This window comes from Shinella sp. CPCC 101442 (assembly GCF_024704725.1).
GTDB lineage: Bacteria > Pseudomonadota > Alphaproteobacteria > Rhizobiales > Rhizobiaceae > Shinella.
On the sequence record NZ_JALIQS010000011.1, the window covers coordinates 81,197 to 100,945 of the forward strand.

The following is a 19,749-nucleotide window of genomic DNA, read 5'->3' on the forward strand; positions in this document are numbered from 1 at the left end:
GACCATGGCAAGCAATGAACGTTGGTACGCTGTGAAGACCCGTCCCGGAACGCAGCGCCAGGCCAAGCCGAGGGTAGGCGAGGCGGCCGACCGCAAAGGCGAGTTCATCATCGAGCGCAATCTGCGGGACGCGGGCTTCGACATTTTCATGCCGTCGACCTATCGCGAGATCCGCCACCACAAGACAGAGGAGTTCATCGTGAAGCGCTTTCCGCTCTTGGTCGGCTATTCGTTCGTGAACAAGCCGCGCAGCTTCTACGACCTCGGCGAGGTGGAAGGCGTTTCCGCGATCCTCGGGGTCGCCGGGATGCCGATGCGGATCAACGCGGAATCGGTCGAATCCATCCGCGAAGCTGAAGAGCGCGAGGTCGAGCAGATGGAGCGCCGCCGGCTGGCCCGCATCCAGAAGGAAAAGCAGCTTAATCGGAAGCTGACCCGCCGCGAGGCGAGGGCGCTTTTCCCGAAGAAGCGGCGCATCACCGTCGGCGGCAATGGATATCTTGCCGGCATGAGCGGTTTCGTCACGGACGCCACCGGCCGCAACACCATAAAAGCTGTGATTGAAACGTTGAACGGGCTGATCCCCGTAGAGCTTGATATTGCGGAGTTTTCCGAAGCAGTGTAGAAGTGGTTCCACAAGGCTGATTTATGGGATGTTCAGAGCGGTATCGCCGGTCCCACGTGGGAAGTTCGGCGCCCCACCATCTTGAAAACTATTGCCCAAATTCAGGCAGCAGGAAGCGGCGCGCCTCGTTTTGTTGAGCGCGCCGCATTCAATTTAGACGGCTATACGTCTTGCGGCCTTGTCTGCCGCTTTGCGATTAGAGCCATGGTCTGCAAGGATCTTCCCGGCATCCTCAACGGAAATCCGGTGCTTCTTTGCCAGTGTCTTGGCATCATAATTCTGGGCAGACGCCGAGGCGTCTTTCGATTGTGCCATGATGGTTCTCCTAGGGGATTGCGGCAAGGCATGAGCGCCACCAGGCGCGCCTAAGCCGATAGGCCCTATGTAGGATCTCAAGGCTCACATAGCAACCAGCTGAAAACCCAGGAGAAGCCACTGCGCCCCGCACCATTCGGAGCCGTGGCCACTTGGGGGATGAAGCCGCCCGGCTCCAGCGCCCAAGCCGGGAGGGTAGCCCAGCAAGCAACTCCGGGTTTGCAATCCGGTTAGGATTTCTGGTGTAGGCGATAAGGCAACGTCCCAATTGGAGCTTGCCATGTCTGAGCCTACCGCGTCGCCCATGATGACCCGCCTCGCAAACGTGGTTTGCTGGGGCTTTACTGGCCTCGCGATCCTTTCCGCCGCTATGGGGGCGCTTGGCCTTGTGTTGGGCAGCGGCTCGCGGGACTTGGAAAAGGTTGTCGTGTTTTTCGTTATCGCCGCCGCGCTTTATGGCATTGGCCGCGGCGTCAGATATGTGATTGCCGCTAGGTAGCTCACAAGCCGCTGCGGGTTTCCGACCCCACACGGACAGCCGTAACAAAACCCGCCTCGGCGGGAGACGTTAGCCTTCGGGCCGGTCAAGCAGATTGCCGCGCTGGTGCACACAGCGGCAAGACCGTGGCGGGCGACATCGCTGGAGCCGTCATCATCCAAATGGTGTAGTGCACCGCGCCGGTTCGTAAACCGATCATTGATCGTTCCGCGACTGTTCGCCCAAACATTAGAAACTAGCGATAAGCGCCAGAGAGCCCGCCAGGAGATCACATTTCATCGCCAGAGCCAGATGCCCATTCTCTCCGACCGAAGTATCTCCTAAACCCCGCATGCATGAAACGAGAGCCGGGCTCAGGGTCAGGCTTTTCGTCTACCTGCTAGAAGGGCTCTTCAGGGCTCGAACTTTCATGATCTTGTTCGCGGCTCGTTGAATGTCACGAATTTCGCGCATTGCTGGTGTGTCGTCGACATGACCAAGATGTGCTTCATTGGCTTTGGTTAGGTCTATGGCGCCGGACAAAATTTTCGTCAGCATTATGTCGGAAGGGACGTTGTCTCTTATGCATAACTCGGCAAGCAATGCAGAGCAGACGGCGCTAATGGCAACATTGCGAAGCGTAGTCTCTTCGATCAGTGCAAAGACGTTGTCGACATAGGACTCTGCATCCATCGATGTCATGGCATTCCTCCTCTCGGCTATCATTGAGAATACAACGCATGGTCGCGAGGGTCGATTTGAAAGAGAAGCTTCTCTCTGTACCCTCGGTGGAGGGTAGAGACAGGGCCATTTCGCTCTTCAGGCGACCATTTAGGCTAGGGCAAGGGAAGAAACCCATTGCCAACGAAGACGAACCCGCTGGGGTGCTTAACTCGTGTTGCCTCGCCTCGAAGTACTGCACGGGCCTGCTCGAATGGGTCGTCCGTCAAGCCGAAGTGCTCGACAATTTCGTCAAGGTGTTTTTCAGCGCGAGTGACATCATTGATGTGGTCACTGCGGAACTGTTCGGCGAACGAGTTAAGGGCTGCCTGGTAGGTAGCTTGCATCCCGGTATCCATTCCATACCCCCAAGGTTGACCCATGCCAGTCCTGAAAAATGCCCGGCATGAGAAGTTCGCGCAGCGCTGATCCGAAAGCAAGCCATGATTGAGCGCCCACAACCTGAAGAGAGCATGTTCGGGGTAGGCGGCACGCCATTCACGCCCGCGCCCGACATGCCGGAGTGGGTGCAGGTCACATTCCTCGACGAAGCCTCGCTGGTCGCCAACCCTGAGCACGCTCACCTGGCCGACGCCCACATCGGCTATCTCTGGGCCGCTGTCGAGAACACCCGAAAGGGCAAACGCGTCATAGGCCAGTGCGAGACCGGAACGCCACAAGGCGCCATGGGAAAGTGGGCAAAGGCCCGCATCGAACAACAGATCACGGAATGGTTCGGCTTCGTTCCGGACTTCATCATCACGCTCGATGCCACCTATTGCGCCGCCTGTGGCGACGCCGAGTTCATGGCGCTGGTCGAGCATGAGCTCTATCACGCGGCCCAGGACGTCGACAGTTTCGGCGCCCCGAAGTTCAACAGCATGACTGGTCGCCCGGTCTTCACCATTCGCGGGCATGACGTGGAGCAGTTCATCGGTGTGGTTCGTCGCTATGGGGCAGACGCCGCTGGTGTGCGCGAACTCATCGACGCCGCCAGCCGACCGCCCGAGGTTGCCCGCGCTCACATCGAGCATGCATGCGGGACCTGTAACCTGCGCGTCGCCTGACCTTGAAGGCACCTTGATAGACCGATGGTAAAACCGAAACTCACGCGCGAACAGCAAACCTACGTGGTTCAAGCGCTCGCATGCTTCGATACGCCGTCTGTCGTCGTCGCCTCGGTCAAGAAGGATTTCGGCGTCACACTAAGCCCGCAGCTCGTCGAGACATATGACCCGACGAAGAAGGCGGGCCGCAATGTCGCCGCCCGCTGGAAGGCACTGTTCGAGGAAACCCGCAAGACCTTCCTTGAGGATACCGCGTCGATTGCCATCAGTCACCGCGCCGTCCGCCTGCGCGCGCTCCAGCGCATGGCCGATAAGGCAGAGACGCAAGGCAACATGGTGCTCGCCTCGTCGCTGCTCAAGCAGGCAGCCGAGGAAGTCGGCGGCAGTTACACCAATCGCCGCGAGCTGACAGGGAAGGACGGAAAGGATTTGCCGGTGCCAGTGTCTCCGGTGACGATCTTCCAGTTGCCCGACAATGGCAGGGGATGAGAAGGGCGCGGCAGCCCAGACGGTCATCCGGCCGCAACCAGGGCCACAGACAACCTTTCTTTCGTCGCCGGCAGATATCGCGATCTATGGTGGGGCAGCGGGTGGCGGGAAGACATGGGCGCTTCTCATGGAGCCCTTGCGCCATGTGGGCAATCCCGCATTCGGCGCGGTCTTCTTTCGCCGCAACCTGACACAGGTCCGCAACGAAGGCGGGCTCTGGGATGAAAGCGAGAAGCTCTATCCACACCTGAGCGCGAACCCGCGATCGGCGCCAGATCTCAGCTGGACGTTTCCTTCCGGGGCAGGGGTGGCGTTCGCCCACCTTGAACACGAGAAGACGATCTACAATTGGCAGGGGTCTCAGATCCCGCTCATCTGCTTCGACGAGCTGACGCATTTCAGCGCGAAGCAGTTCTGGTACATGCTCAGCCGAAACCGCTCGATGTGCGGCGTCCGTCCTTACGTTCGGGCGACTTGCAACCCCGATGCGGATAGCTGGGTCGCTGAGTTCATAGCCTGGTGGATCGATCAGGAGACCGGGTTCTCGATCCCGGAACGGGCCGGCGTCCTTCGCTGGTTCATCCGCATCGGGGATTCCATCGTTTGGGCTGACAGCCCAGAGGAGCTTGCTCACCACGTCAACCCCCTCAACGGCGAGCCAATCCCGCCAAAGTCGGTTACCTTCATCCCTGCCAAGCTCAGCGATAACGCTCTGCTCATGGTCGCAGACCCCGGCTATCTTGCGAATCTCATGGCGCAGCCGACGGTCGAACGGGAACGTCTACTTGGTGGCAACTGGAAGATCAGGCCGGCGGCCGGGCTTCTGTTTCAGCGCGGGTGGTGCGAGGTGGTCGACGCGGTTCCGGCCGGCGCGCGCTGGATGCGTGGCTGGGACTTGGCCTCCACGCCAAAGGTTGAAGGAAATGACCCGGACGCCACGGCGGGGACGAAGATCGGCAGGTTGCCCGACGGGCGGTACATCGTGGCTCACCACGTCACCGACTTCCTGTCACCAAGCGGTGTCGAGACGCTGATCAAGAACACGGCCGCGCAGGACGGACAGGAAACGCAGATATCGCTGCCGCAGGATCCGGGGCAGGCGGGTAAATCGCAGGTCACGAGCCTGACGAAGATGCTGGCCGGCTACAACGTGCGGGCCACACCGGAATCCGGCGACAAGGTCACGCGCTTCTCACCGTTCTCGGCGCAGGCCGAAGCCGGAAACATCCTCGTGCTGCGCGCGCCATGGAATAACGCTTGGTTCTCGGCGCTGGAGAGCTTCCCAGAGGCGAAGCATGACGACGACGCAGACAGCACCAGCCGGGCTTTTAATGCGCTCCTGAACGCGAGCACCTTCACGCTCGCCAACCTCTGAGGCACCCATGGGGAATATCCTCGCCTTCGCTCGTGATAGCCTCACGAGCCTGGTGTCCCGCATGGGCACCGACCGAGACAAGTCCGCGACGACCTTCTATGCCCACACGGTGTTGACCGACGATCAGCTGATCGCCGCCTACAGCACCGCATGGCTTCCGAGGAAGATCGTGGACATTCCTGCACTTGACGCCTGCCGCAAATGGCGCGACTGGCAGGCGAAGAAGCCGCAGATTGAAGCAATCGAGAACGAAGAGAAGCGCCTGAACGTTAAGGGCAAGGTGCTGGAGGCCATGAAGAAGGCCCGGCTCTTCGGCGGCGCGGCGATTTACATCGGTACGGGCGACGGCGATCCGTCGAAGCCGCTGGAGGTCGAGCGCATTGGCAAGGGTGGCATTCGCTACCTCAACCTCATCACGCGTCGCAAGCTGAGCGCGGGCGAGATTGAGCGCGATCCAGAATCGGAATGGTACGGCAAGCCGCGGGACTACACCCTCTCAGGCAACAACGGCCAGCAGGTCGTCATCCACCCGTCGCGCCTGGTGCTGTTCTCCGGCGCGATGCCGGCCGACGATGAGATCTCGACGAACGCATGGCAGGGTTGGGGCGACAGCGTCCTCCAGTCCACGCTCGACGCCATCAAGAACGCGGACAGCACGGCCGGCAATATCGCGTCTCTTGTATTCGAGGCGAAGGTCGATATCATCCGCATTCCCGACTTCATGGCTTCATTGAACAACGAGGTGTATCGCTCGAAAATCATTGAGCGTTACACCCTCGCCAATATGTCAAAGGGCATCAACGGAACGCTGCTGCTCGACAAGGAAGAGGAGTACGACACCAAGAGCGCGTCGCTCGCCGGGCTGACCGATATTCTCATGGCCTTCATGCAGATCGTGTCCGGCGCCGCAGACATTCCGGTTACACGCCTCCTGGGTCAGTCACCCGCCGGCATGAACTCGACCGGCACCTCGGACATGAAGAACTACCACGACCGCATCCAGTCGATGCAGGAACTGGAGCTTCAGCCGGCCATGGCCGGCCTCGACGAGTGCATCGAGCGATCGGCCGGTGTCGTTGATCCCGATGTCCACTATCGCTGGGCTCCGCTGGAGCAGATGAGCGAGAAGGAGCGGGCCGACATCTTCAAGACCACGGCCGACGCCGCCCGCCAGCTGGTGGGCACCACGGCAGGGCAGGAGATCATCCCGCGCGAGGCCGTATCGGACGCTCTGGTCAATCGCCTCGTCGAGGATGGGGTCCTGCCTGGCCTCGATGCGGCCATCGAGGAATATGGGAAGCTGAGCGAGCAGGAGCCCTCAGACGAGGAGCTTGCAGCATCAGCCGCGGCACAGGCAGCCGCCAAGCCGGCAACGACACCCATGGCAGACGCCGCGCCTCGCACGCTCTATGTTCGTCGCGACGTCCTGAACGCCGCTGAGATCGTCAAATGGGCGAAAGCGCAGGGGTTCATTGACATCGTCCCGGATCTGCACGTCACCATCACCTACAGCCGCGCCCCTGTCGATTGGATGAAGATGGGCGACAACTGGTCGGACAACGGCAAGGGTGGCTTGACCATCCCGGCCGGCGGTCCTCGGCTCATGGAAGCGTTCGGCGAGAACGGGGAGGCCAAGGTACTTTCCTTCGCGTCAAGCGCCCTGTCATGGCGGCACGAGGACATGAAGCGCAACGGCGCTTCCTCCGATCGCGAAGACTACCAGCCGCACATCACCATCAGCTACGCCGCTGGTGGGCCTGACTTGAACAGCGTCGAGCCTTTCCGCGGCAAGATCGAACTCGGCCCGGAAATCTTCGAAGAGCTTCGCGGGGACTGACCATGCAATTCACCGACGCTGTAACCGTCGCGGGAACGCGTCGGACTGAAGACGGCTATCTGATTGCCGAGGCTCGCTCTGTCCGCACGGGCATTCAGCTTTACGCGGGCATCGAGGTCGGCAAGCCGGAACTGTCCGTCGTTCGGGTCTACCGCCCCGCTGATCAGGTCTTCGCCGATTCCAGCCTACAGAGCTTCACGCATGCCCCGGTGACGATGGATCACCCGGTAGAGGCCGTGACGGCCGACAACTGGAAGCAGTTTGCCGTCGGCGAGGTCAGCACGGCCGCCAAGAAGGACGGCGAGTGGGTGCACCTGCCATTGATCCTGAAGGACGCTGCGGCCATCCAGGCGGTTGAAACGGGCAAGCGCGAACTCTCGGCCGGCTACACCTGCGAGCTCGTATTCGGTGACGGCGTGACGCCCACCGGTGAGGCGTTCAACGCCACCCAGACGAACATCAAGATCAACCACCTCGCGATCGTGGATCGGGCGCGGGCTGGTTCCAAAGCTCGCATCGGTGACGGTGCGATCGCGTGGGGCGCCGCCCCTGTCACCAATGATCAGCAACCCGAAAAGGAAAAGATCATGACCCTGAAGACGGTTACCGTCGATGGTATCCCGGTCGAAGTAACCGACCAGGGCGCCACGGTGATCAGCACGCTGCAGTCGCGGCTTGCGGATGCCAACACGAAGTTCGCCGACGCCGAGAAAGCGCACCAGACGGCCATCGCCGCCAAGGACGCCGACCTCGCCAAGAAAGACGCCGAGATCGACGCCCTCAAGGCCAAGGTTCTCGACGAAAAGGCTCTCGACGAAAAGGTGCAGGCCCGCGCGGATCTCATCACCGTCGCCAAGTCGATTGCCAAGGACGTCAAGACCGAAGGCCTGACCGACGCTGCCATCCGCAAGGCGGTCGTTTCCGCCAAGCTCGGCGACGCCGCGATTGCCGGCAAGGCCGACGCCTACATCAATGCGCGCTTCGACATCCTTGCCGAAGACGCGAACAAGAACCCGGATCCGTTCGCGCGCGCCGTCGCCGACGGCGTCACCACCCCGGCCACCATCACGGATGCCTGCAAGGCCTACGAAGCCATGCTGCAGCGTGATCGCAACGCCTGGCAGGGCAACCAGAAGGAGTCCGCATAATGGCGTTCCCGACCGTCTCCTACTCGCGCGACACGCCGGCCGGTTATCCCGGCATGATCGCCACCACCGAGCCACACTTCATCACGTCGATGATCGTCGGCGCGTCGTCTGGTGATATCCCCTTCGGCCGCGGCGTGATCTACGCGACCGCCGAGGACACCGTCGCGCTGCCGGCAGCGATCGGCAAGTTCGCCGGTGTCGCTGTCGTCGACCGGACGCTGCCGTTCGCCAACGGCGAGGTCTACAAGCCGTTGGATCAGATCAGCGTCATGAAGACCGGCTCGATCTGGGTCACGGCTCTCGTCGCCGTCGCGCAGGGCGACCCCGCCTATATGACCCCGACCGGTACGTTCACGAACGTCTCCAACTCGTCGGCGAACCAACTCATCGAAAATGCCGAATGGGCAAGCGTCACGAGCACCACGAACCAGCTCGCACGTCTCCGCCTTGGCGTCACCAAGTAAAGGAGAACGAGCATGTTCACTACCGACGCGCCCGCTCTGGCGCTCAACTTCCTGCGCACCGCGCAGAATTACATCGAGCCGGGTATCTACGCCCGCCAGTATCCGGACTTCCAGTACCGGGAATTGGTGCCGGTCGACAATTCGGCACCCGATTGGACGACGCATATCGACTTCTTCTCAATGGGTGATGATGTCGGCCAGGCCCGCGAATTCGCGCCGGATGGCGACGACATTCCGTTCGTCGATTTCAAGCTCGATAAGGGCGACAGCCGCGTCTACATGGCCGGCATCGGTTACCGCTACAATCTCCAGGAACTCGCCCACGCTCAGGCGTACGGCATTCGCCTGGACGGTACCCGCGCCGATGCTGCTCGCCGCAAGTACGAGCAGTTCGTCGACAACCTGTGCTTCCTCGGCCGCTCCAAGCTCGGCCTCACCGGCCTGCTGAACTCGACCTCAGTAACCGCGCTCACTGCCCCCAACGGTGCAGGTGGCACGGCAACGTGGCCCACGAAAACGGTCGACGAGATCGTTAAAGACGTCAACGACGTGCTCGGCGTCGTGTTCACTGCCTCCAACGGCATCGAGCAGGCCGACACGCTCCTGCTGAGCCAGGATCGCTATGCCTATATCGCGACCCGTCGCCTCGACTCGACCCAGACCACCACGATTCTGGAGCACATCCAGCGCGTCAACATCTACACCATCCGCACCGGCCAGCCGCTCAAAATCCGCGCCGTCTTCGGTCTGGAGACGGCCGGCGCCGGCAATACCCAGCGTATGGTCGCCTACCGCCGCACGCCGGACGTGGTGAAGGTGCACATTCCCATGCCGCTCCGCTGGCTCCAGGCGGAACAGCGCCTTCTCAAGTACGAAGTTCCGGGCATCTTCCGCTTCGGCGGCGTTGAATGGCGCCGGCCGGGTGCGGCTCGCTACCTTGACGGGATTTAAGGAGAACGCTCATGAGCAAGCTCACGATCAAGAATACCCGTCCCGGTGGCTTCGGCATCCCGGGCGGTCCCGTCATCGAGGCCGGCGCTTCCCTTGAGGTCGATCAGGCCGACTGGGAAACCGTCGAGGACCATCCCGTCGTAAGGGCATGGGTGGACGCTGGCCACCTCACGGTCGAAGGAGTGCGGACCGCCAAGGCGGCGCCCGACAGTTCCGACAAGCCCAAGACGGCACTGGAGGTCCTTGCGATGGCCAATGACCCGACGGTCCAGTTCATGACCTTTAAGTCGGCGGCCACGAAGCTCCTCGGCGACAAGACCCCGACGAAGAAGGACGAGATGATCGCCGCTCTCGAAGAACTGGCAACCCAGCCCTAACATTTTGCCCGGCGCGCGACCGCCGGGTGACCACCCCAGGAGAACGACATGGCCGGATACGGTACGAGAGCGGATTTCACGACCTACGCGACCGCGGCCGGCTATGTCTTCCCCGATGGAACGACCGATGCCCAAAAGGACGCGGCGATGCAGCGCGGTTCTCTGGTGATTGATCGGTATGAAGCACGGTTTAGCGGGCGCCGCACTAGCGGCTTTGCCCAGGAGCGGGCATGGCCTCGCACTGGTGCCACCACCTACTACGGTGAGGCGATCCCGGCCGATACCATTCCGGTCGCTATCGTGAACGCCTCTTATGAGGCGGCATTCCTCGAGCTCACCAACCCCGGTAGCCTTTCGCCGGTGGTCACGGGCTCATCGACGGTCAAGCGCGAGAAGGTCGGCCAGCTTGAGGTCGAATACGCAGCGTCATCGTCGACGAGCGTTGCTGACATGGTGGCCATGGCAACGCCCGTCGTGACTGTCATTGAGGGGCTGCTGTGGCCCTTCCTATGCCCAATCCTCCCGGGCATAGCCGTCGTTTAGAACACTGCGATGTATTTCAGCAGCGCGATAATGCCGATGATGATGACCACCACCTGAGCAATCTGCTTTGCGCGGCCGTCGAGCGGCAGACGACCGATGAGATAGAGAACCAGCACGATTACCAGGAAGGTGATCAGAATGCTGATGAGAACAGATGTAGCCAATGCCCCAACTCCTTAAGTCGGTGCTGAATTGCACCGTGAAGGCGTAACTATGGCGTTGAATACAAAAGGAAAGGGCGGCGAGGCAAAATGGCAAACCCGCTCTACACTCGCCTGCAGGCCACTGCGCAGCGCCTCATCGCCAAGTTCGGCCAGCAGGGCACCGTGACGCGCCTCGTGCAGTCCGGGCCGTCGTATGACCCGGTGCAGACGCCAACGGACTACCCGTGCATGCTGGTCGTGATGGATTACGAGGATCGCGCCATTGACGGCACGCTGATCCTTCGCACCGACAAGCTGCTCTATGTCAGCACGCAGGGCCTCAGCATAGCCCCCGATCGCGCTGACACCATCAGCGTCGGTGAGCAGACCTTCGCTATCAAGAACGTTAAGCAGATCAACCCGGCTGGGCTGGTGGTCTACTACGAAGTTCAGGGCAGGGCCTAATGGCAAAACGACCATCTCAGGGCAACCACATTCGGGGGCTGCTCGACGGATTGGAGCCTGAGCTTCGGAAAGCGTTCGAAAAGAGCATCGACAACTTGAAAGCGGGCGTCCGTCTGGCTGAAATCGTTGACCGACTTGAAGCAAAGGATATTGAGGGAGCCATTCAAACACTCGGCATCGAAGCATCGACCTTTCGCCCCCTGAAAAAGGAGCTGGACGAGACGTTTGAAGCAGGCGGTAACGAGGCGGCGAGGAGAGTGCCGCGCGTCAGCCAAAACAACGGTTCGACTGCGCTGTTCAGGTTTGACGTCGAGCATCCGACCGCAGCGCAAGAGCTGCGGCTCTATAGTTCTACGCTGATCACTAACATCGTCGAAGATCAGCGGCAGGCGATCCGCGAAGCCTTGGCCAACGGGATTGCTGCCGGACGCGCTCCTCGTAGAACGGCGCTTGATATCGTTGGGCGTATCAACCGCGTAACTGGCCGACGCGAAGGTGGGATTGTCGGGCTGACCACCCCACAATCGCGCTATGTCGAAAGCCTGCGGCTTCGCTTGTCGTCCGGGGATCCTAAGTCGCTGGAAAAGGTCTTCGGCATGTCCCGCCGCGACAAGCGGTTCGACAGGACAATTATTAAGGCCATCGAGACGGGGCAAAAAATCCCGGCGGAGATGATCGAAAAGATGACGGCCCGTTACGCCGATAGCCTGCTTCTTCTGCGAGGCGAGACCATCGCGCGCACCGAAACGATGACCGCATTCAATAAGGGGCAGATGGCGGCTATGCAGCAAGCCATCAACGAAGGCAGGGTCAGCGAGTCTCTGGTCGTTAAGGTCTGGCATGCCTTCGTCGATAAGCGCACGCGCGACACGCACCTCAACCTGAACCAAAAGCAGGTTGGGTTCAAAGACCTGTTCCAATCCATTTCGGGCGCGCAGATGCTCCATCCCGGAGACCCGGCCGGCGGCCCAAGCGAAATAGTAAACTGCCGGTGCTGGATGGAAACGAAGATCGACTTCCTCGCGGACATCGACTGATGGCGCGAGGGCCAACTACCGGCATATTCACCCGCGCTGGCCGCGCCTCTCAGGGGAGGGCTCGCTTCGCAAGCGAAGTCGATGCCTGGGTGCAGCAAACTTTGAAGCGGATGAACGCTGTTTTCCGGCTCGCGACACAGAAGACGATCACGCAGATGCAGCGCACCGTACCCTATCAGGACGGGTTCTTGCGCGCCTCGCTGGTTGTTCTGGTTAATGAGGCTCCTCCCGTCGCTAACCGTGAAGAAAAGGACGGGATGGGGAAGTACACCGACGCTTACATGCAATTGCAGATCGCGGGCGCGGTGGCTGGTGACCGCATCGTCGCGGCCTACACGATGGAGTATGCACGGCGCCTTGAGTACGGGTTCGTCGGGGTCGACGCTCTCGGCAGACATTACAATCAAGCCCCGGTCGGCTGGACGCGTGCAGCTTCAGCGAACTGGAAGGCTAACGTGGCCGAGGCGGTGGCCGAAGCGAAGGCTCGCTCCCCTTCGAAGGGTCGATTATAGCCGGATTTCGATCTTCCGCCCTGTCCGAGGCGGCGAGGAAGCCAGCTTGCAACGTCGCCATCGCCCGCCGGGCAGTCTTCAAGGTCGTGTTTCCCAGATCAGTGGCGGCGCCGTCAGTGCCCAAGGCGAGAAGCGCCACATGCAGGCGTTCATAGACTTCGTCGTTCGTGAGTGGCGGCTTTGGCATGGAGGATTGATATATGGCGACCAGCGAGGACGCAATCATCCTCAGCGCACTTCTCCATCACCTCGAAACGCTCGTCTTGAGTCCGGCATTGCCAATTGCGCATCCTGGGGTTCCGTTCCCGCTAGCAGGGCAGGTGCTGCCAAGGAACTATCTGGCGGTGACATTCATACCCAACAAGACGGAGCGGCTGACGCTCGGCGACGAGCCGCAGCTCAAGAACGGGATGCTGCAAATCTCCGTATTCTGGGGAGCGAATGAGGGCCTGATAAAGCCGCTCGATGTCGCGGGGCGGATCATCTCCCATTTCAACAATGCTCGCTTCGTCGCGTCCGGCGTTCGCATCGCCATCGTAGGTGAGCCTTGGTCTGCACCACCAATTCAAACCGTCGACCGGACCAACACTCCGGTCACGATAGATTACCGAGCCCTCGGGCCAGAACGTTAACCGAAACCTGAAAGGATCAAGGCATGTCCACTTCCGACATCGGCCACGTCATCTACATGAAGGCCGGGGCGCCGACGGCGTTCACCGAGGCCGCCTATGAAACGCTCTTCACCACCTCGCCCATCAAGATCAACGGCGTCGTGTCGATCGGCCCGGTTGGCGGCACGAATGCCGTGATCGACATTCCCGACCTCGAGAGCGGCTGGGTGATGGTGGCCAAGGGCGCCAAGACCGGCTCTGAAACCGCAATCGCGCTGCGCGAGATCAAGGGCGACGCCGGTCAGACGGCGGTGAAAGCTGCTGCGGTTGAGGGCGAACACAAGCTCTACAGCTTCAAGATCGTCGAGCCTGACGCCTCGGGCGAGGTGGAGTACATCACTGGCATCGTCTACAACTGGCAGCGCAACGAGCGCTCCACGACGAGCTATGCCGGCTTCACCTTCTCCATCCGCGCCAACAGCGACAGCGTCGTCGCTGAAGCGCCGTGAGGTGATCCATGGATTTCGGTCAGTTCGATAGCCGCAAGGCATCCGAGATGCCGCGTGCGCTCCACCTCAAGCATCCCGGCACGGGAAAGCTGCTCTATGACGGCGTAGACGCGAAGGGCAACCCCGACGAGGCAAAGCCCTGCCGCGTGCTCGTGCTCGGCATCGAGGGCGAAACGGGCCAGAGCGCCATCCTCGAAAGTCAGCGTGCCCGCATAAAGCAGGAGCGCCCGGCCGGCGAGCCCGTCACCATCTCCAACGTTCACGACCAGATCGTGAAGGAGATTGCCCCGCTGATCGTCGGTTTCGAGAATGTGAACCGTGGCAGCAAGGCAGCTACGGCGCCGGCCGATGTCGAGTGGTTCTTGACGCTCCAGATGGTCAACGGCAGCCGCACCCAGCTTTCCTTTGCTGAGCAGGTTCGTTCCTTCGCAACCGATCGGGCCGCGATCCTGGGGGAAGGGAACGCCAGTTAGTCCTTGCCGCCGAGCAACTGGGCTGGCTGGCATCCACGGTCAAAAACGAGAGCAAGACGCGCGCGCAGCGCTTTGTCGACGCTGGGCGACCGCTTCCGTTGGTGGAGCTCGTCGGCGGCGATTATCTGCTCGACACCTTGCAACAGCTCGGGCCAATCCGAAACACAGGAATGGGCCTGACGATCCCCGACTGGCAGGAACTGGCAGCATTCGGCAATGCTTGCGGCCTTGCGCTGGAGCCGTGGGAATACCGCCTGGTCCGCAGGATGTGCAGCGCCTATCTTCGGGAGTTCAATGCGGGCAAAGACCCGTTCTGCATACCGCCGATAGAACGGTCTATCGGCGGCCCATAGAGATTTCCCACTTGATCCGCTCGATCTCCGCTTCTTCTGGATCTATTTCGGCTTCAGGTCTGACGAGTAGTGAGGCACGCTCATGCGCCTTATTTTGTCCCTGGACATAGCCACCGACCGCAAAAAGCATAGTTCCGAGAGCCGTTATCACTCCCCAGACCATCCAGGGATCGCCGACCACCTCGCCCATCGCATCCTTGGTTTCGGTTAATGCGGCGATAATGAACCCGATAAATCCGGACACAAAAGCACCGCCGGGCATGGAAACAATGGCGCGGACTATCGCGCTCTCAGAATCGGCACCCAAACCCCAATTAAAAATAAGGAAGGCAGGGATACCCAGACCAAATAGTAATACGACTGCAACGGCAGAAATCATCACGTAATCCCACAAAAACAGCACGGCGGCAACCGAGAGTCGAGTGGGACTCCACTTTTCTGCGAATCCTGCTTTCATGCGTGAAAACGCACAGGGGTGGGTATGTCAGAGGATTCGGATAAAAACAGTCTTGAGACCTCAGTTTCGGTGGCCATTACGGAGACCGGGATTGAGGCAAAGGCAAAGAGTCGTTTTGTCGCAGCGGTTGACCGACTATTTGGCAGTGTCGCGGAATGGGGCGCGGCGCATATGGAAGCCCGAACAGAACTGCGTAAGGCCAAGACCAAGGGAGAGACCCAGTTGATCGAAGCTGTGACCCAGTATGGAGTCCAGAAGCTGGGAGCAGACCCCGCTTACGCGGAGCGCGCGTTCAAGCGGCACTTCCGCAAGGTGCTTAGTGATCAGAGCAATCTCGACGCGGTTGTACAGGAGGCTGCAGAACAGCTCAGGCTCAGCCCGCCCTCGGAAGCTGAAAGCAATGACGAGAAGCAACTGACGGAAGAATTCCTTGACCGCTTTGAGACGTACGCTTCGGGGGCGACTACTGAGGAGCTTCGGCAGCGCTGGGGGCGGATTTTGGCGTCAGAGGTGCGTAAACCGGGAACGTTTTCTCCGAAGATGATGCGGCTTGTAGACGAGTTAAATGCCGAAACCGCTGCAACATTTGAGGAGCTCTGCAAACATCGCCTCGAACACACCGTGCCGATTTGCATCAGTGGTGAGATCGATTTCAGGACAAGGAAAGCACTGGTGGGTGCCGGTTTGCTTATTGATCCTGGGATCGAGGGGCACGTAACTAAACTAGCCCAGGCGGATGCTATCGGATCCCCGAGCCACTACGCGCGTTGGGGTGACTGGGTGTTTGAGATGTCGTCTTATGTCGTTCGAGGAAAGCTAACGCTTTTCGACGAGAAAGTACGCGGTCTTGTTCGAGCGGGCGACGAATCGTTGGGCGTCCCCGTGTACATCTTGACGGCGGAAGCGGCGGCTATATCGGAAATACTTCCCTCAAACTATGGAGCTGTTGCCGGTAAGCTTTTTGATGTAATTGTTGGAGAGTTACCGGCGTTAGTGGATGCCCGTTGGTGTCGATTGCTTCGAAAAAATGCTGAGGGCAATTTCGAGGAAGTTCTTCGAAAAGAATTCCCGGTAAGTTAAACCCAGTGGTCTCCAACGCTGATTAAATGCCGAACGGGTCACCGCCGCCTTCCGGGTCGGTGTCTTTCTCCGCCGGCAGGTAGCCGTGCCCGACCAGCCAATCCTCAGCGATGACCGCGAGGGCTTCCTCTCGGGTGATGTTCTGCTCAAGGGCAAAGCGGTCGAGGGCTTCTTCGATTGCGGGGGTGAGAGTCATGGGGGTGTCCTGTGCCAAAGAAACGCTGAAACGCCTGCGAGGCGGAGATTGTTTCCAGGATGTGCAACGCGCTCTTCGGGGCGCCTTTTCTATTGGGCGGCGGATCTTATCAGGCTTCGAACCGGGTCGAGGTAGCCACCAGCGCCAGCGTCCTTAAATTCCTGTTCGGTCACGTAGCCGTCGTTGATGCAAGTAGCGATGTAACCGCCTTTGTAGTCTTTCGTTTCGTTCTTTGAGAGGTCTCTTATCATTTGCTTACAGGCAACGATAAGGGACCGACGATCAGCGGCCGCCTTGGCCACTTCGTGTTCCTGGGATCTCCGGTACTCCGAGAAAGCAAAATATCCGCCGCCGGCGATAACGACCACGCACGCCGTCGCGATCAGTCCCTTTAGCCAACCATCCATGCCGTAATCCTCCTAGTTGCCGCGACGATACTGCGCGATTCCACCAAAGGTAAAGCCATGACCGATTTCGCTACGCTTGTACTAGCGGCCGATAGCCGTGGTCTCGTAACTGGCGAGGAGGCACTGGATCGTCTGGCGACGACTGCGGAAAAGACAGAAAGGCGTACGGCGAAATCTCTCGGGGATGTGGGGAAGGCTGCCGAACAGGTCGGGAAGCAGAGTGTCTATGCGGCACAGAATTCGCGCATGATGGCTATGCAGCTAAGCCAAGTGGCCCAACAAGCGTCGGCAACGGGGAATTGGCTGCAAGCGCTAGCCATTCAGCTACCTGATCTCGCACTCGGCTTCGGCCCAATCGGTATCGCGGCCGGCGCCGCCGCTGGTGCAGTTCTTGCTTACTTTGCATCCTTTAATGATGGAGACGATGCAAACCAGATATTGAAGGAGCAAGAGGAGCTGATCCGCCAGGTGGCCGATCGGTGGGGCGAAGCCGCGCCCGCTCTTCAGGCCTATATTGACACCTTGGATCGCGCTAAAACCGCTGCTGAGGATGCCGCTGCTCAACAGGTGTTCGCCGATGAACAGTTTCGATCGGCGCGAGAAGCGCTTCCTGATCTGATCGTTGGGTTCGACGATCTCACCTCAAAACTGAGGCTGGCCGGCGAGGAGCAAGAGAATATCGGTGAGCTCGAGAGAGCGTTTCAGGCGCTGCAAGAGGCTGTTGAAAGCAACAGCGATCCCACCGACGAACTTAAAAACCTTCAGACGGCTCTCGCCGACGCCGCGAAGTCCTCTGGAATACCAGCAATTGATTCCTTCTCTAGCTCGCTCTACAGCTTTGGGAATGCTGCATTAACAGCAGCCGGCAATGTGGAAACGCTCGTCAAACAAATGAGCGTTGCGCAGACGCTTTCCAACATTCGAGGGCTCAACGCGCCGCTAGGGTACGAGAACCCAGACGTTCCGGATCCAACAGTTGAAATCCCGACACCCAATCGCCGCCCACTGATCGAACTCGATGGCCTCCCCGGTGAATTCGGCAGGAAGGGGCGCAAGGGTCGAAAAGGCGGGAAATCCCAGACGCAGCTCTACGACGACATCGTCGCCGCTGCGAATCGCCGGATCACCAGCCTCGAAGCGGAAAAAGACGCTATAGGCCTGACCGATGAGGCGGCCGCCAGGCTGCTCTACACCACCGATCTGTTCAACGATGCGCAGCAGAAGGGGATCGACCTCTCTGGACCGCAACGTGAGCAACTGACGACGCTGGCCGAAACCATGGCCCGCGTCGAGGAGGAGACCCGCCAAGCCTCCGAAGCGATGGAGTTCCAGAAGGATGTCTTGCACGGCATCTTCGGCGATCTACGCGACGCCCTAGACGACGGCAAGATCTCCTGGGAGGAGTTCGGCGACATCGCCATGGGCGTGCTCGACAAGGTGATCGACAAAATCGAGGATGACCTTGTCGACGCCATGGTGAACCTAAACAGCGGGACGGCCAGCGGCGGCGGGTTTCTCAGTGGGCTCTTCAGCCTGTTTGGTGGTGGAGGCGGGGCTTCTGCCGACCCTTGGGCCGGCATGCGCGTCACCTCCTTCGATGGCGGTGGCTATACCGGCAAGCGTTCGCGCTCGGGCGGCATGGACGGGAAGGGCGGTTTCATGGCGCTCCTCCACCCTGATGAGACGGTTATCGACCATACGAAATCAGGCGGAAGCTCTGTCTCTGAACGCGAAGGCCGCACCGTCATCGAGGTTCGCATGTCGGCGGATGTTGAGTCCCGCATCATGCGAAATACGTCAAGAAACGCGGTCGAAATCGTCAAGCAAAACAACAAGAACCGGCAAGAAGCTTACACGAACGGTGATAACGCCTATGGCTAATCCGATCCATCTACCGACCGTGCCATGGGCACAAGTGAGCTTCATGCCTGTTAGCCCGGCAGACGTAAGCATGATGGAGGGTCGCCGTTCGGAGATGATGGCGAGCATGACGCCATACTGGGTGGCCTCATACTCAACCAGCTCGCTCCTGCCGGTGCAGTCGGGATTGTTTGATGCCTTCATCATGAAAGCGGATGCGCGCGGCGTGCCGTTTCTCGCCTACGATCCGGGACGGCCTCGGCCGATTGCTATGGACAAGGGTGTTCCGCTGTCGGGCAGCAAGGCCGGCGGTGGCTCGTTTATCGGAGAGGCTGCCCTGGACGATATTCTCGATAGCCGCACCGTCCAAATCTCAGGCCTGCCAGCGGCGTTCAAATTCCTTCCCGGCGACTACATGGAATTTCGCATGACGCCGCTCATTCGATCGCTCCACCGAGTGGCGGAGAATGCCACGGCCACTTCCGGCGGGGTGGCGACGATCGAATTCATGTACGCGCTGGACACGGAGAACTTCACGACCGGGGCAACCGTACATCTGGAGAAGGCGTCCACTGTAATGATGATTGATCCGGGAAGCGTGCAGGCGCCGAAGTCGCTTGGCAATCGCGAGGCATCGTTCTCCGCGACCGAGGTATTCTTTTCATGAGCGCGCTTGATCCCGCTGTAGAGGCGCTCGTCGATGCTGGTCGGTTGGCGCGGCTTGACCTCATCCGCTTCGATCTACCCGGCAAGACCGTCGGCTATCACCGTGGCGGCCGCCCCTACACGCACAATGGTTTGGTTTATCTGCCCAACAGATTTCTGGAGATGGGCAGTATGACGAGCGCGGTAGGCGTGGCCGTCACCACCCGAACGATCGTGTTCTCGAACATCCCGGTGAGTGATCCCGGCGACGCCGTCGCAGAGATTGAGACGTACAGCTATCAGAATGCCCCGGTCATCATCGCTCATCTTGCCGGCGTGCCCGAGACGAATGAAGTCGTCGGCATTTTGGCCTCATCCATCTACGAGATCGACCAGGTGCGGTTCAACGAAGGTGCCGTCACCGGCGCCGAGCGTTCCCTGACGCTCTCGATCGATCTCCAGCCGCCGGGTCGGTCGGCTCGGGGCTCCACCGGCGTCAAGCGCAGCCTTGCCGAGCACCAGTTCGACAATCTCGCCACAGATACTGGTCTCGAATACGTCGCTACCAATGCCACGATCCCCGAGGAATGGGGACAAAGGTCAGGCTGATCG

Annotated in this window: 29 protein-coding genes; 22 read left to right on the forward strand and 7 right to left on the reverse strand. The window is 60.2% G+C overall.

The features are described 5' to 3' along the window. Positions 1-4 precede the first annotated feature (4 nt). A complete protein-coding gene (locus MUO32_RS26525) occupies positions 5-625 on the forward strand; it encodes a transcription termination/antitermination protein NusG (protein WP_257951371.1) in 621 nt (206 codons plus the stop codon). 153 nt (positions 626-778) lie between these two features. On the opposite strand, the gene MUO32_RS26530 is transcribed toward MUO32_RS26525, so the two are convergent. Beyond that, positions 779-940 (reverse strand): hypothetical protein, encoded by a 162-nt coding sequence (locus tag MUO32_RS26530; protein WP_257951372.1) that lies wholly within the window; start codon positions 938-940, stop codon positions 779-781. A gap of 280 nt (positions 941-1,220) precedes the next feature. On the opposite strand from MUO32_RS26530, the gene MUO32_RS26535 reads away from it, so the two are divergent. Further along, a complete protein-coding gene (locus MUO32_RS26535; RefSeq protein WP_257951373.1) occupies positions 1,221-1,439 on the forward strand; it encodes a hypothetical protein in 219 nt (72 codons plus the stop codon). Between the two features lie 372 nt (positions 1,440-1,811). Here the strand turns inward: MUO32_RS26535 and MUO32_RS26540 are convergent, their stop codons facing one another. Next, positions 1,812-2,120, reverse strand: a complete 309-nt coding sequence (locus tag MUO32_RS26540) for a hypothetical protein (protein WP_257951374.1) — start codon at positions 2,118-2,120, stop codon at positions 1,812-1,814. Between the two features lie 134 nt (positions 2,121-2,254). After that, positions 2,255-2,485, reverse strand: a complete 231-nt coding sequence (locus tag MUO32_RS26545; RefSeq protein ID WP_257951375.1) for a hypothetical protein — start codon at positions 2,483-2,485, stop codon at positions 2,255-2,257. Between the two features lie 126 nt (positions 2,486-2,611). On the opposite strand from MUO32_RS26545, the gene MUO32_RS26550 reads away from it, so the two are divergent. Genes MUO32_RS26550 through MUO32_RS26590 form a run of 9 tightly spaced genes read left to right on the forward strand, consistent with a single transcriptional unit; the run spans position 2,612 to position 10,389 of the window. Then, a complete protein-coding gene (locus MUO32_RS26550; RefSeq protein ID WP_257951376.1) occupies positions 2,612-3,205 on the forward strand; it encodes a putative metallopeptidase in 594 nt (197 codons plus the stop codon). A gap of 24 nt (positions 3,206-3,229) precedes the next feature. Beyond that, positions 3,230-3,694, forward strand: coding sequence for a DUF2280 domain-containing protein (locus MUO32_RS26555; RefSeq protein WP_257951377.1), 465 nt, complete (start codon positions 3,230-3,232; stop codon positions 3,692-3,694). Continuing rightward, positions 3,681-5,069, forward strand: a complete 1,389-nt coding sequence (terL, locus tag MUO32_RS26560; RefSeq protein ID WP_257951378.1) for a phage terminase large subunit — start codon at positions 3,681-3,683, stop codon at positions 5,067-5,069. The genes MUO32_RS26555 and terL overlap by 14 nt, the downstream gene beginning before the upstream one ends. A gap of 7 nt (positions 5,070-5,076) precedes the next feature. After that, the gene (locus MUO32_RS26565; protein WP_257951379.1) at positions 5,077-6,906 is read left to right on the forward strand and encodes an anti-CBASS protein Acb1 family protein; all 1,830 of its coding nucleotides are present in this window, start codon (positions 5,077-5,079) and stop codon (positions 6,904-6,906) included. Between the two features lie 2 nt (positions 6,907-6,908). Then, the gene (locus MUO32_RS26570) at positions 6,909-8,054 is read left to right on the forward strand and encodes a DUF2213 domain-containing protein (protein ID WP_257951380.1); all 1,146 of its coding nucleotides are present in this window, start codon (positions 6,909-6,911) and stop codon (positions 8,052-8,054) included. Then, positions 8,054-8,518 carry a hypothetical protein gene (locus MUO32_RS26575; RefSeq protein WP_257951381.1) on the forward strand — a complete coding sequence of 155 codons (465 nt, stop codon included), beginning with the start codon at positions 8,054-8,056 and terminating at the stop codon, positions 8,516-8,518. Before MUO32_RS26570 ends, MUO32_RS26575 begins: the two co-directional genes overlap by 1 nt. 12 nt (positions 8,519-8,530) lie before the next feature. Continuing rightward, entirely contained in the window at positions 8,531-9,469 is a 939-nt protein-coding gene (locus MUO32_RS26580; protein ID WP_257951382.1) for a DUF2184 domain-containing protein, read from the forward strand. An 11-nt stretch (positions 9,470-9,480) separates the two neighbouring features. Continuing rightward, complete coding sequence (locus tag MUO32_RS26585; protein ID WP_257951383.1) at positions 9,481-9,846, forward strand: hypothetical protein; 366 nt, start codon at positions 9,481-9,483, stop codon at positions 9,844-9,846. Positions 9,847-9,894: 48 nt separating this feature from the next. Next, positions 9,895-10,389 (forward strand): DnaT-like ssDNA-binding protein, encoded by a 495-nt coding sequence (locus tag MUO32_RS26590; RefSeq protein WP_257951384.1) that lies wholly within the window; start codon positions 9,895-9,897, stop codon positions 10,387-10,389. Here MUO32_RS26590 and MUO32_RS26595 read toward each other — a convergent pair. Then, on the reverse strand, positions 10,386-10,553 hold the full coding sequence (locus MUO32_RS26595; RefSeq protein WP_257951385.1) for a Thivi_2564 family membrane protein: 168 nt from the start codon (positions 10,551-10,553) through the stop codon (positions 10,386-10,388). The two genes, MUO32_RS26590 and MUO32_RS26595, sit on opposite strands and share 4 nt — an antisense overlap. An 87-nt stretch (positions 10,554-10,640) precedes the next feature. Here MUO32_RS26595 and MUO32_RS26600 point away from each other — a divergent pair, with 87 nt between their 5' ends. From MUO32_RS26600 to MUO32_RS26630, 7 genes are all read left to right on the forward strand, one after another. Then, complete coding sequence (locus tag MUO32_RS26600) at positions 10,641-10,997, forward strand: hypothetical protein (protein ID WP_257951386.1); 357 nt, start codon at positions 10,641-10,643, stop codon at positions 10,995-10,997. Next, positions 10,997-12,034: a phage head morphogenesis protein gene (locus MUO32_RS26605; protein ID WP_257951387.1), complete on the forward strand. Its 1,038-nt coding sequence runs from the start codon at positions 10,997-10,999 to the stop codon at positions 12,032-12,034. The genes MUO32_RS26600 and MUO32_RS26605 overlap by 1 nt, the downstream gene beginning before the upstream one ends. An 89-nt stretch (positions 12,035-12,123) precedes the next feature. After that, positions 12,124-12,546, forward strand: a complete 423-nt coding sequence (locus tag MUO32_RS26610) for a hypothetical protein (RefSeq protein ID WP_257951388.1) — start codon at positions 12,124-12,126, stop codon at positions 12,544-12,546. A gap of 200 nt (positions 12,547-12,746) precedes the next feature. Further along, positions 12,747-13,178 (forward strand): DUF4128 domain-containing protein, encoded by a 432-nt coding sequence (locus tag MUO32_RS26615; RefSeq protein WP_257951389.1) that lies wholly within the window; start codon positions 12,747-12,749, stop codon positions 13,176-13,178. 23 nt (positions 13,179-13,201) lie between these two features. Next, positions 13,202-13,666 (forward strand): hypothetical protein, encoded by a 465-nt coding sequence (locus MUO32_RS26620; protein WP_257951390.1) that lies wholly within the window; start codon positions 13,202-13,204, stop codon positions 13,664-13,666. An 8-nt stretch (positions 13,667-13,674) separates the two neighbouring features. Continuing rightward, complete coding sequence (locus MUO32_RS26625) at positions 13,675-14,139, forward strand: hypothetical protein (protein ID WP_257951391.1); 465 nt, start codon at positions 13,675-13,677, stop codon at positions 14,137-14,139. A 98-nt stretch (positions 14,140-14,237) separates the two neighbouring features. Beyond that, a complete protein-coding gene (locus tag MUO32_RS26630; protein ID WP_257951392.1) occupies positions 14,238-14,492 on the forward strand; it encodes a hypothetical protein in 255 nt (84 codons plus the stop codon). Here the strand turns inward: MUO32_RS26630 and MUO32_RS26635 are convergent. Beyond that, the gene (locus tag MUO32_RS26635; RefSeq protein ID WP_257951393.1) at positions 14,476-14,949 is read right to left on the reverse strand and encodes a hypothetical protein; all 474 of its coding nucleotides are present in this window, start codon (positions 14,947-14,949) and stop codon (positions 14,476-14,478) included. The genes MUO32_RS26630 and MUO32_RS26635 overlap by 17 nt on opposite strands. Before the next feature lie 24 nt (positions 14,950-14,973). Here MUO32_RS26635 and MUO32_RS26640 point away from each other — a divergent pair, with 24 nt between their 5' ends. Beyond that, the gene (locus tag MUO32_RS26640) at positions 14,974-16,029 is read left to right on the forward strand and encodes a DUF2806 domain-containing protein (protein ID WP_257951394.1); all 1,056 of its coding nucleotides are present in this window, start codon (positions 14,974-14,976) and stop codon (positions 16,027-16,029) included. 22 nt (positions 16,030-16,051) lie between these two features. Here the strand turns inward: MUO32_RS26640 and MUO32_RS26645 are convergent, their stop codons facing one another. Then, positions 16,052-16,225, reverse strand: a complete 174-nt coding sequence (locus MUO32_RS26645) for a hypothetical protein (RefSeq protein ID WP_257951395.1) — start codon at positions 16,223-16,225, stop codon at positions 16,052-16,054. Positions 16,226-16,314: 89 nt separating this feature from the next. Beyond that, positions 16,315-16,632 carry a hypothetical protein gene (locus MUO32_RS26650; protein ID WP_257951396.1) on the reverse strand — a complete coding sequence of 106 codons (318 nt, stop codon included), beginning with the start codon at positions 16,630-16,632 and terminating at the stop codon, positions 16,315-16,317. Between the two features lie 57 nt (positions 16,633-16,689). Between MUO32_RS26650 and MUO32_RS26655 the strand changes: the two genes are divergently transcribed. From MUO32_RS26655 to MUO32_RS26665, 3 genes are read left to right on the forward strand one after another with little or no spacing between them, the layout of a single operon-like run. Next, complete coding sequence (locus MUO32_RS26655) at positions 16,690-18,513, forward strand: hypothetical protein (RefSeq protein WP_257951397.1); 1,824 nt, start codon at positions 16,690-16,692, stop codon at positions 18,511-18,513. Continuing rightward, entirely contained in the window at positions 18,506-19,159 is a 654-nt protein-coding gene (locus MUO32_RS26660) for a hypothetical protein (protein WP_257951398.1), read from the forward strand. Before MUO32_RS26655 ends, MUO32_RS26660 begins: the two co-directional genes overlap by 8 nt. Then, positions 19,156-19,746: a DUF2163 domain-containing protein gene (locus tag MUO32_RS26665; RefSeq protein WP_257951399.1), complete on the forward strand. Its 591-nt coding sequence runs from the start codon at positions 19,156-19,158 to the stop codon at positions 19,744-19,746. Before MUO32_RS26660 ends, MUO32_RS26665 begins: the two co-directional genes overlap by 4 nt. Positions 19,747-19,749: the final 3 nt, after the last annotated feature.

Bases quoted from the DNA above. Each gene is read 5' to 3' on its own strand.
- MUO32_RS26530 (WP_257951372.1), bottom strand. From the start codon at position 940: ATGGCACAATCGAAAGACGCCTCGGCGTCTGCCCAGAATTATGATGCC.
- MUO32_RS26555 (WP_257951377.1), top strand. From the start codon at position 3,230: ATGGTAAAACCGAAACTCACGCGCGAACAGCAAACCTACGTGGTTCAA.
- MUO32_RS26635 (WP_257951393.1), bottom strand. From the start codon at position 14,949: ATGAAAGCAGGATTCGCAGAAAAGTGGAGTCCCACTCGACTCTCGGTT.
- MUO32_RS26620 (WP_257951390.1), top strand. From the start codon at position 13,202: ATGTCCACTTCCGACATCGGCCACGTCATCTACATGAAGGCCGGGGCG.
- MUO32_RS26660 (WP_257951398.1), top strand. From the start codon at position 18,506: ATGGCTAATCCGATCCATCTACCGACCGTGCCATGGGCACAAGTGAGC.
- MUO32_RS26535 (WP_257951373.1), top strand. From the start codon at position 1,221: ATGTCTGAGCCTACCGCGTCGCCCATGATGACCCGCCTCGCAAACGTG.
- MUO32_RS26545 (WP_257951375.1), bottom strand. From the start codon at position 2,485: ATGCAAGCTACCTACCAGGCAGCCCTTAACTCGTTCGCCGAACAGTTC.
- MUO32_RS26645 (WP_257951395.1), bottom strand. From the start codon at position 16,225: ATGACTCTCACCCCCGCAATCGAAGAAGCCCTCGACCGCTTTGCCCTT.
- MUO32_RS26565 (WP_257951379.1), top strand. From the start codon at position 5,077: ATGGGGAATATCCTCGCCTTCGCTCGTGATAGCCTCACGAGCCTGGTG.
- MUO32_RS26665 (WP_257951399.1), top strand. From the start codon at position 19,156: ATGAGCGCGCTTGATCCCGCTGTAGAGGCGCTCGTCGATGCTGGTCGG.
- MUO32_RS26590 (WP_257951384.1), top strand. From the start codon at position 9,895: ATGGCCGGATACGGTACGAGAGCGGATTTCACGACCTACGCGACCGCG.
- MUO32_RS26580 (WP_257951382.1), top strand. From the start codon at position 8,531: ATGTTCACTACCGACGCGCCCGCTCTGGCGCTCAACTTCCTGCGCACC.
- MUO32_RS26615 (WP_257951389.1), top strand. From the start codon at position 12,747: ATGGCGACCAGCGAGGACGCAATCATCCTCAGCGCACTTCTCCATCAC.
- MUO32_RS26540 (WP_257951374.1), bottom strand. From the start codon at position 2,120: ATGACATCGATGGATGCAGAGTCCTATGTCGACAACGTCTTTGCACTG.
- MUO32_RS26600 (WP_257951386.1), top strand. From the start codon at position 10,641: ATGGCAAACCCGCTCTACACTCGCCTGCAGGCCACTGCGCAGCGCCTC.
- MUO32_RS26575 (WP_257951381.1), top strand. From the start codon at position 8,054: ATGGCGTTCCCGACCGTCTCCTACTCGCGCGACACGCCGGCCGGTTAT.
- MUO32_RS26655 (WP_257951397.1), top strand. From the start codon at position 16,690: ATGACCGATTTCGCTACGCTTGTACTAGCGGCCGATAGCCGTGGTCTC.
- MUO32_RS26570 (WP_257951380.1), top strand. From the start codon at position 6,909: ATGCAATTCACCGACGCTGTAACCGTCGCGGGAACGCGTCGGACTGAA.
- MUO32_RS26625 (WP_257951391.1), top strand. From the start codon at position 13,675: ATGGATTTCGGTCAGTTCGATAGCCGCAAGGCATCCGAGATGCCGCGT.
- MUO32_RS26650 (WP_257951396.1), bottom strand. From the start codon at position 16,632: ATGGATGGTTGGCTAAAGGGACTGATCGCGACGGCGTGCGTGGTCGTT.
- MUO32_RS26525 (WP_257951371.1), top strand. From the start codon at position 5: ATGGCAAGCAATGAACGTTGGTACGCTGTGAAGACCCGTCCCGGAACG.
- MUO32_RS26605 (WP_257951387.1), top strand. From the start codon at position 10,997: ATGGCAAAACGACCATCTCAGGGCAACCACATTCGGGGGCTGCTCGAC.
- MUO32_RS26550 (WP_257951376.1), top strand. From the start codon at position 2,612: ATGTTCGGGGTAGGCGGCACGCCATTCACGCCCGCGCCCGACATGCCG.
- MUO32_RS26585 (WP_257951383.1), top strand. From the start codon at position 9,481: ATGAGCAAGCTCACGATCAAGAATACCCGTCCCGGTGGCTTCGGCATC.
- MUO32_RS26640 (WP_257951394.1), top strand. From the start codon at position 14,974: ATGTCAGAGGATTCGGATAAAAACAGTCTTGAGACCTCAGTTTCGGTG.
- terL (WP_257951378.1), top strand. From the start codon at position 3,681: ATGGCAGGGGATGAGAAGGGCGCGGCAGCCCAGACGGTCATCCGGCCG.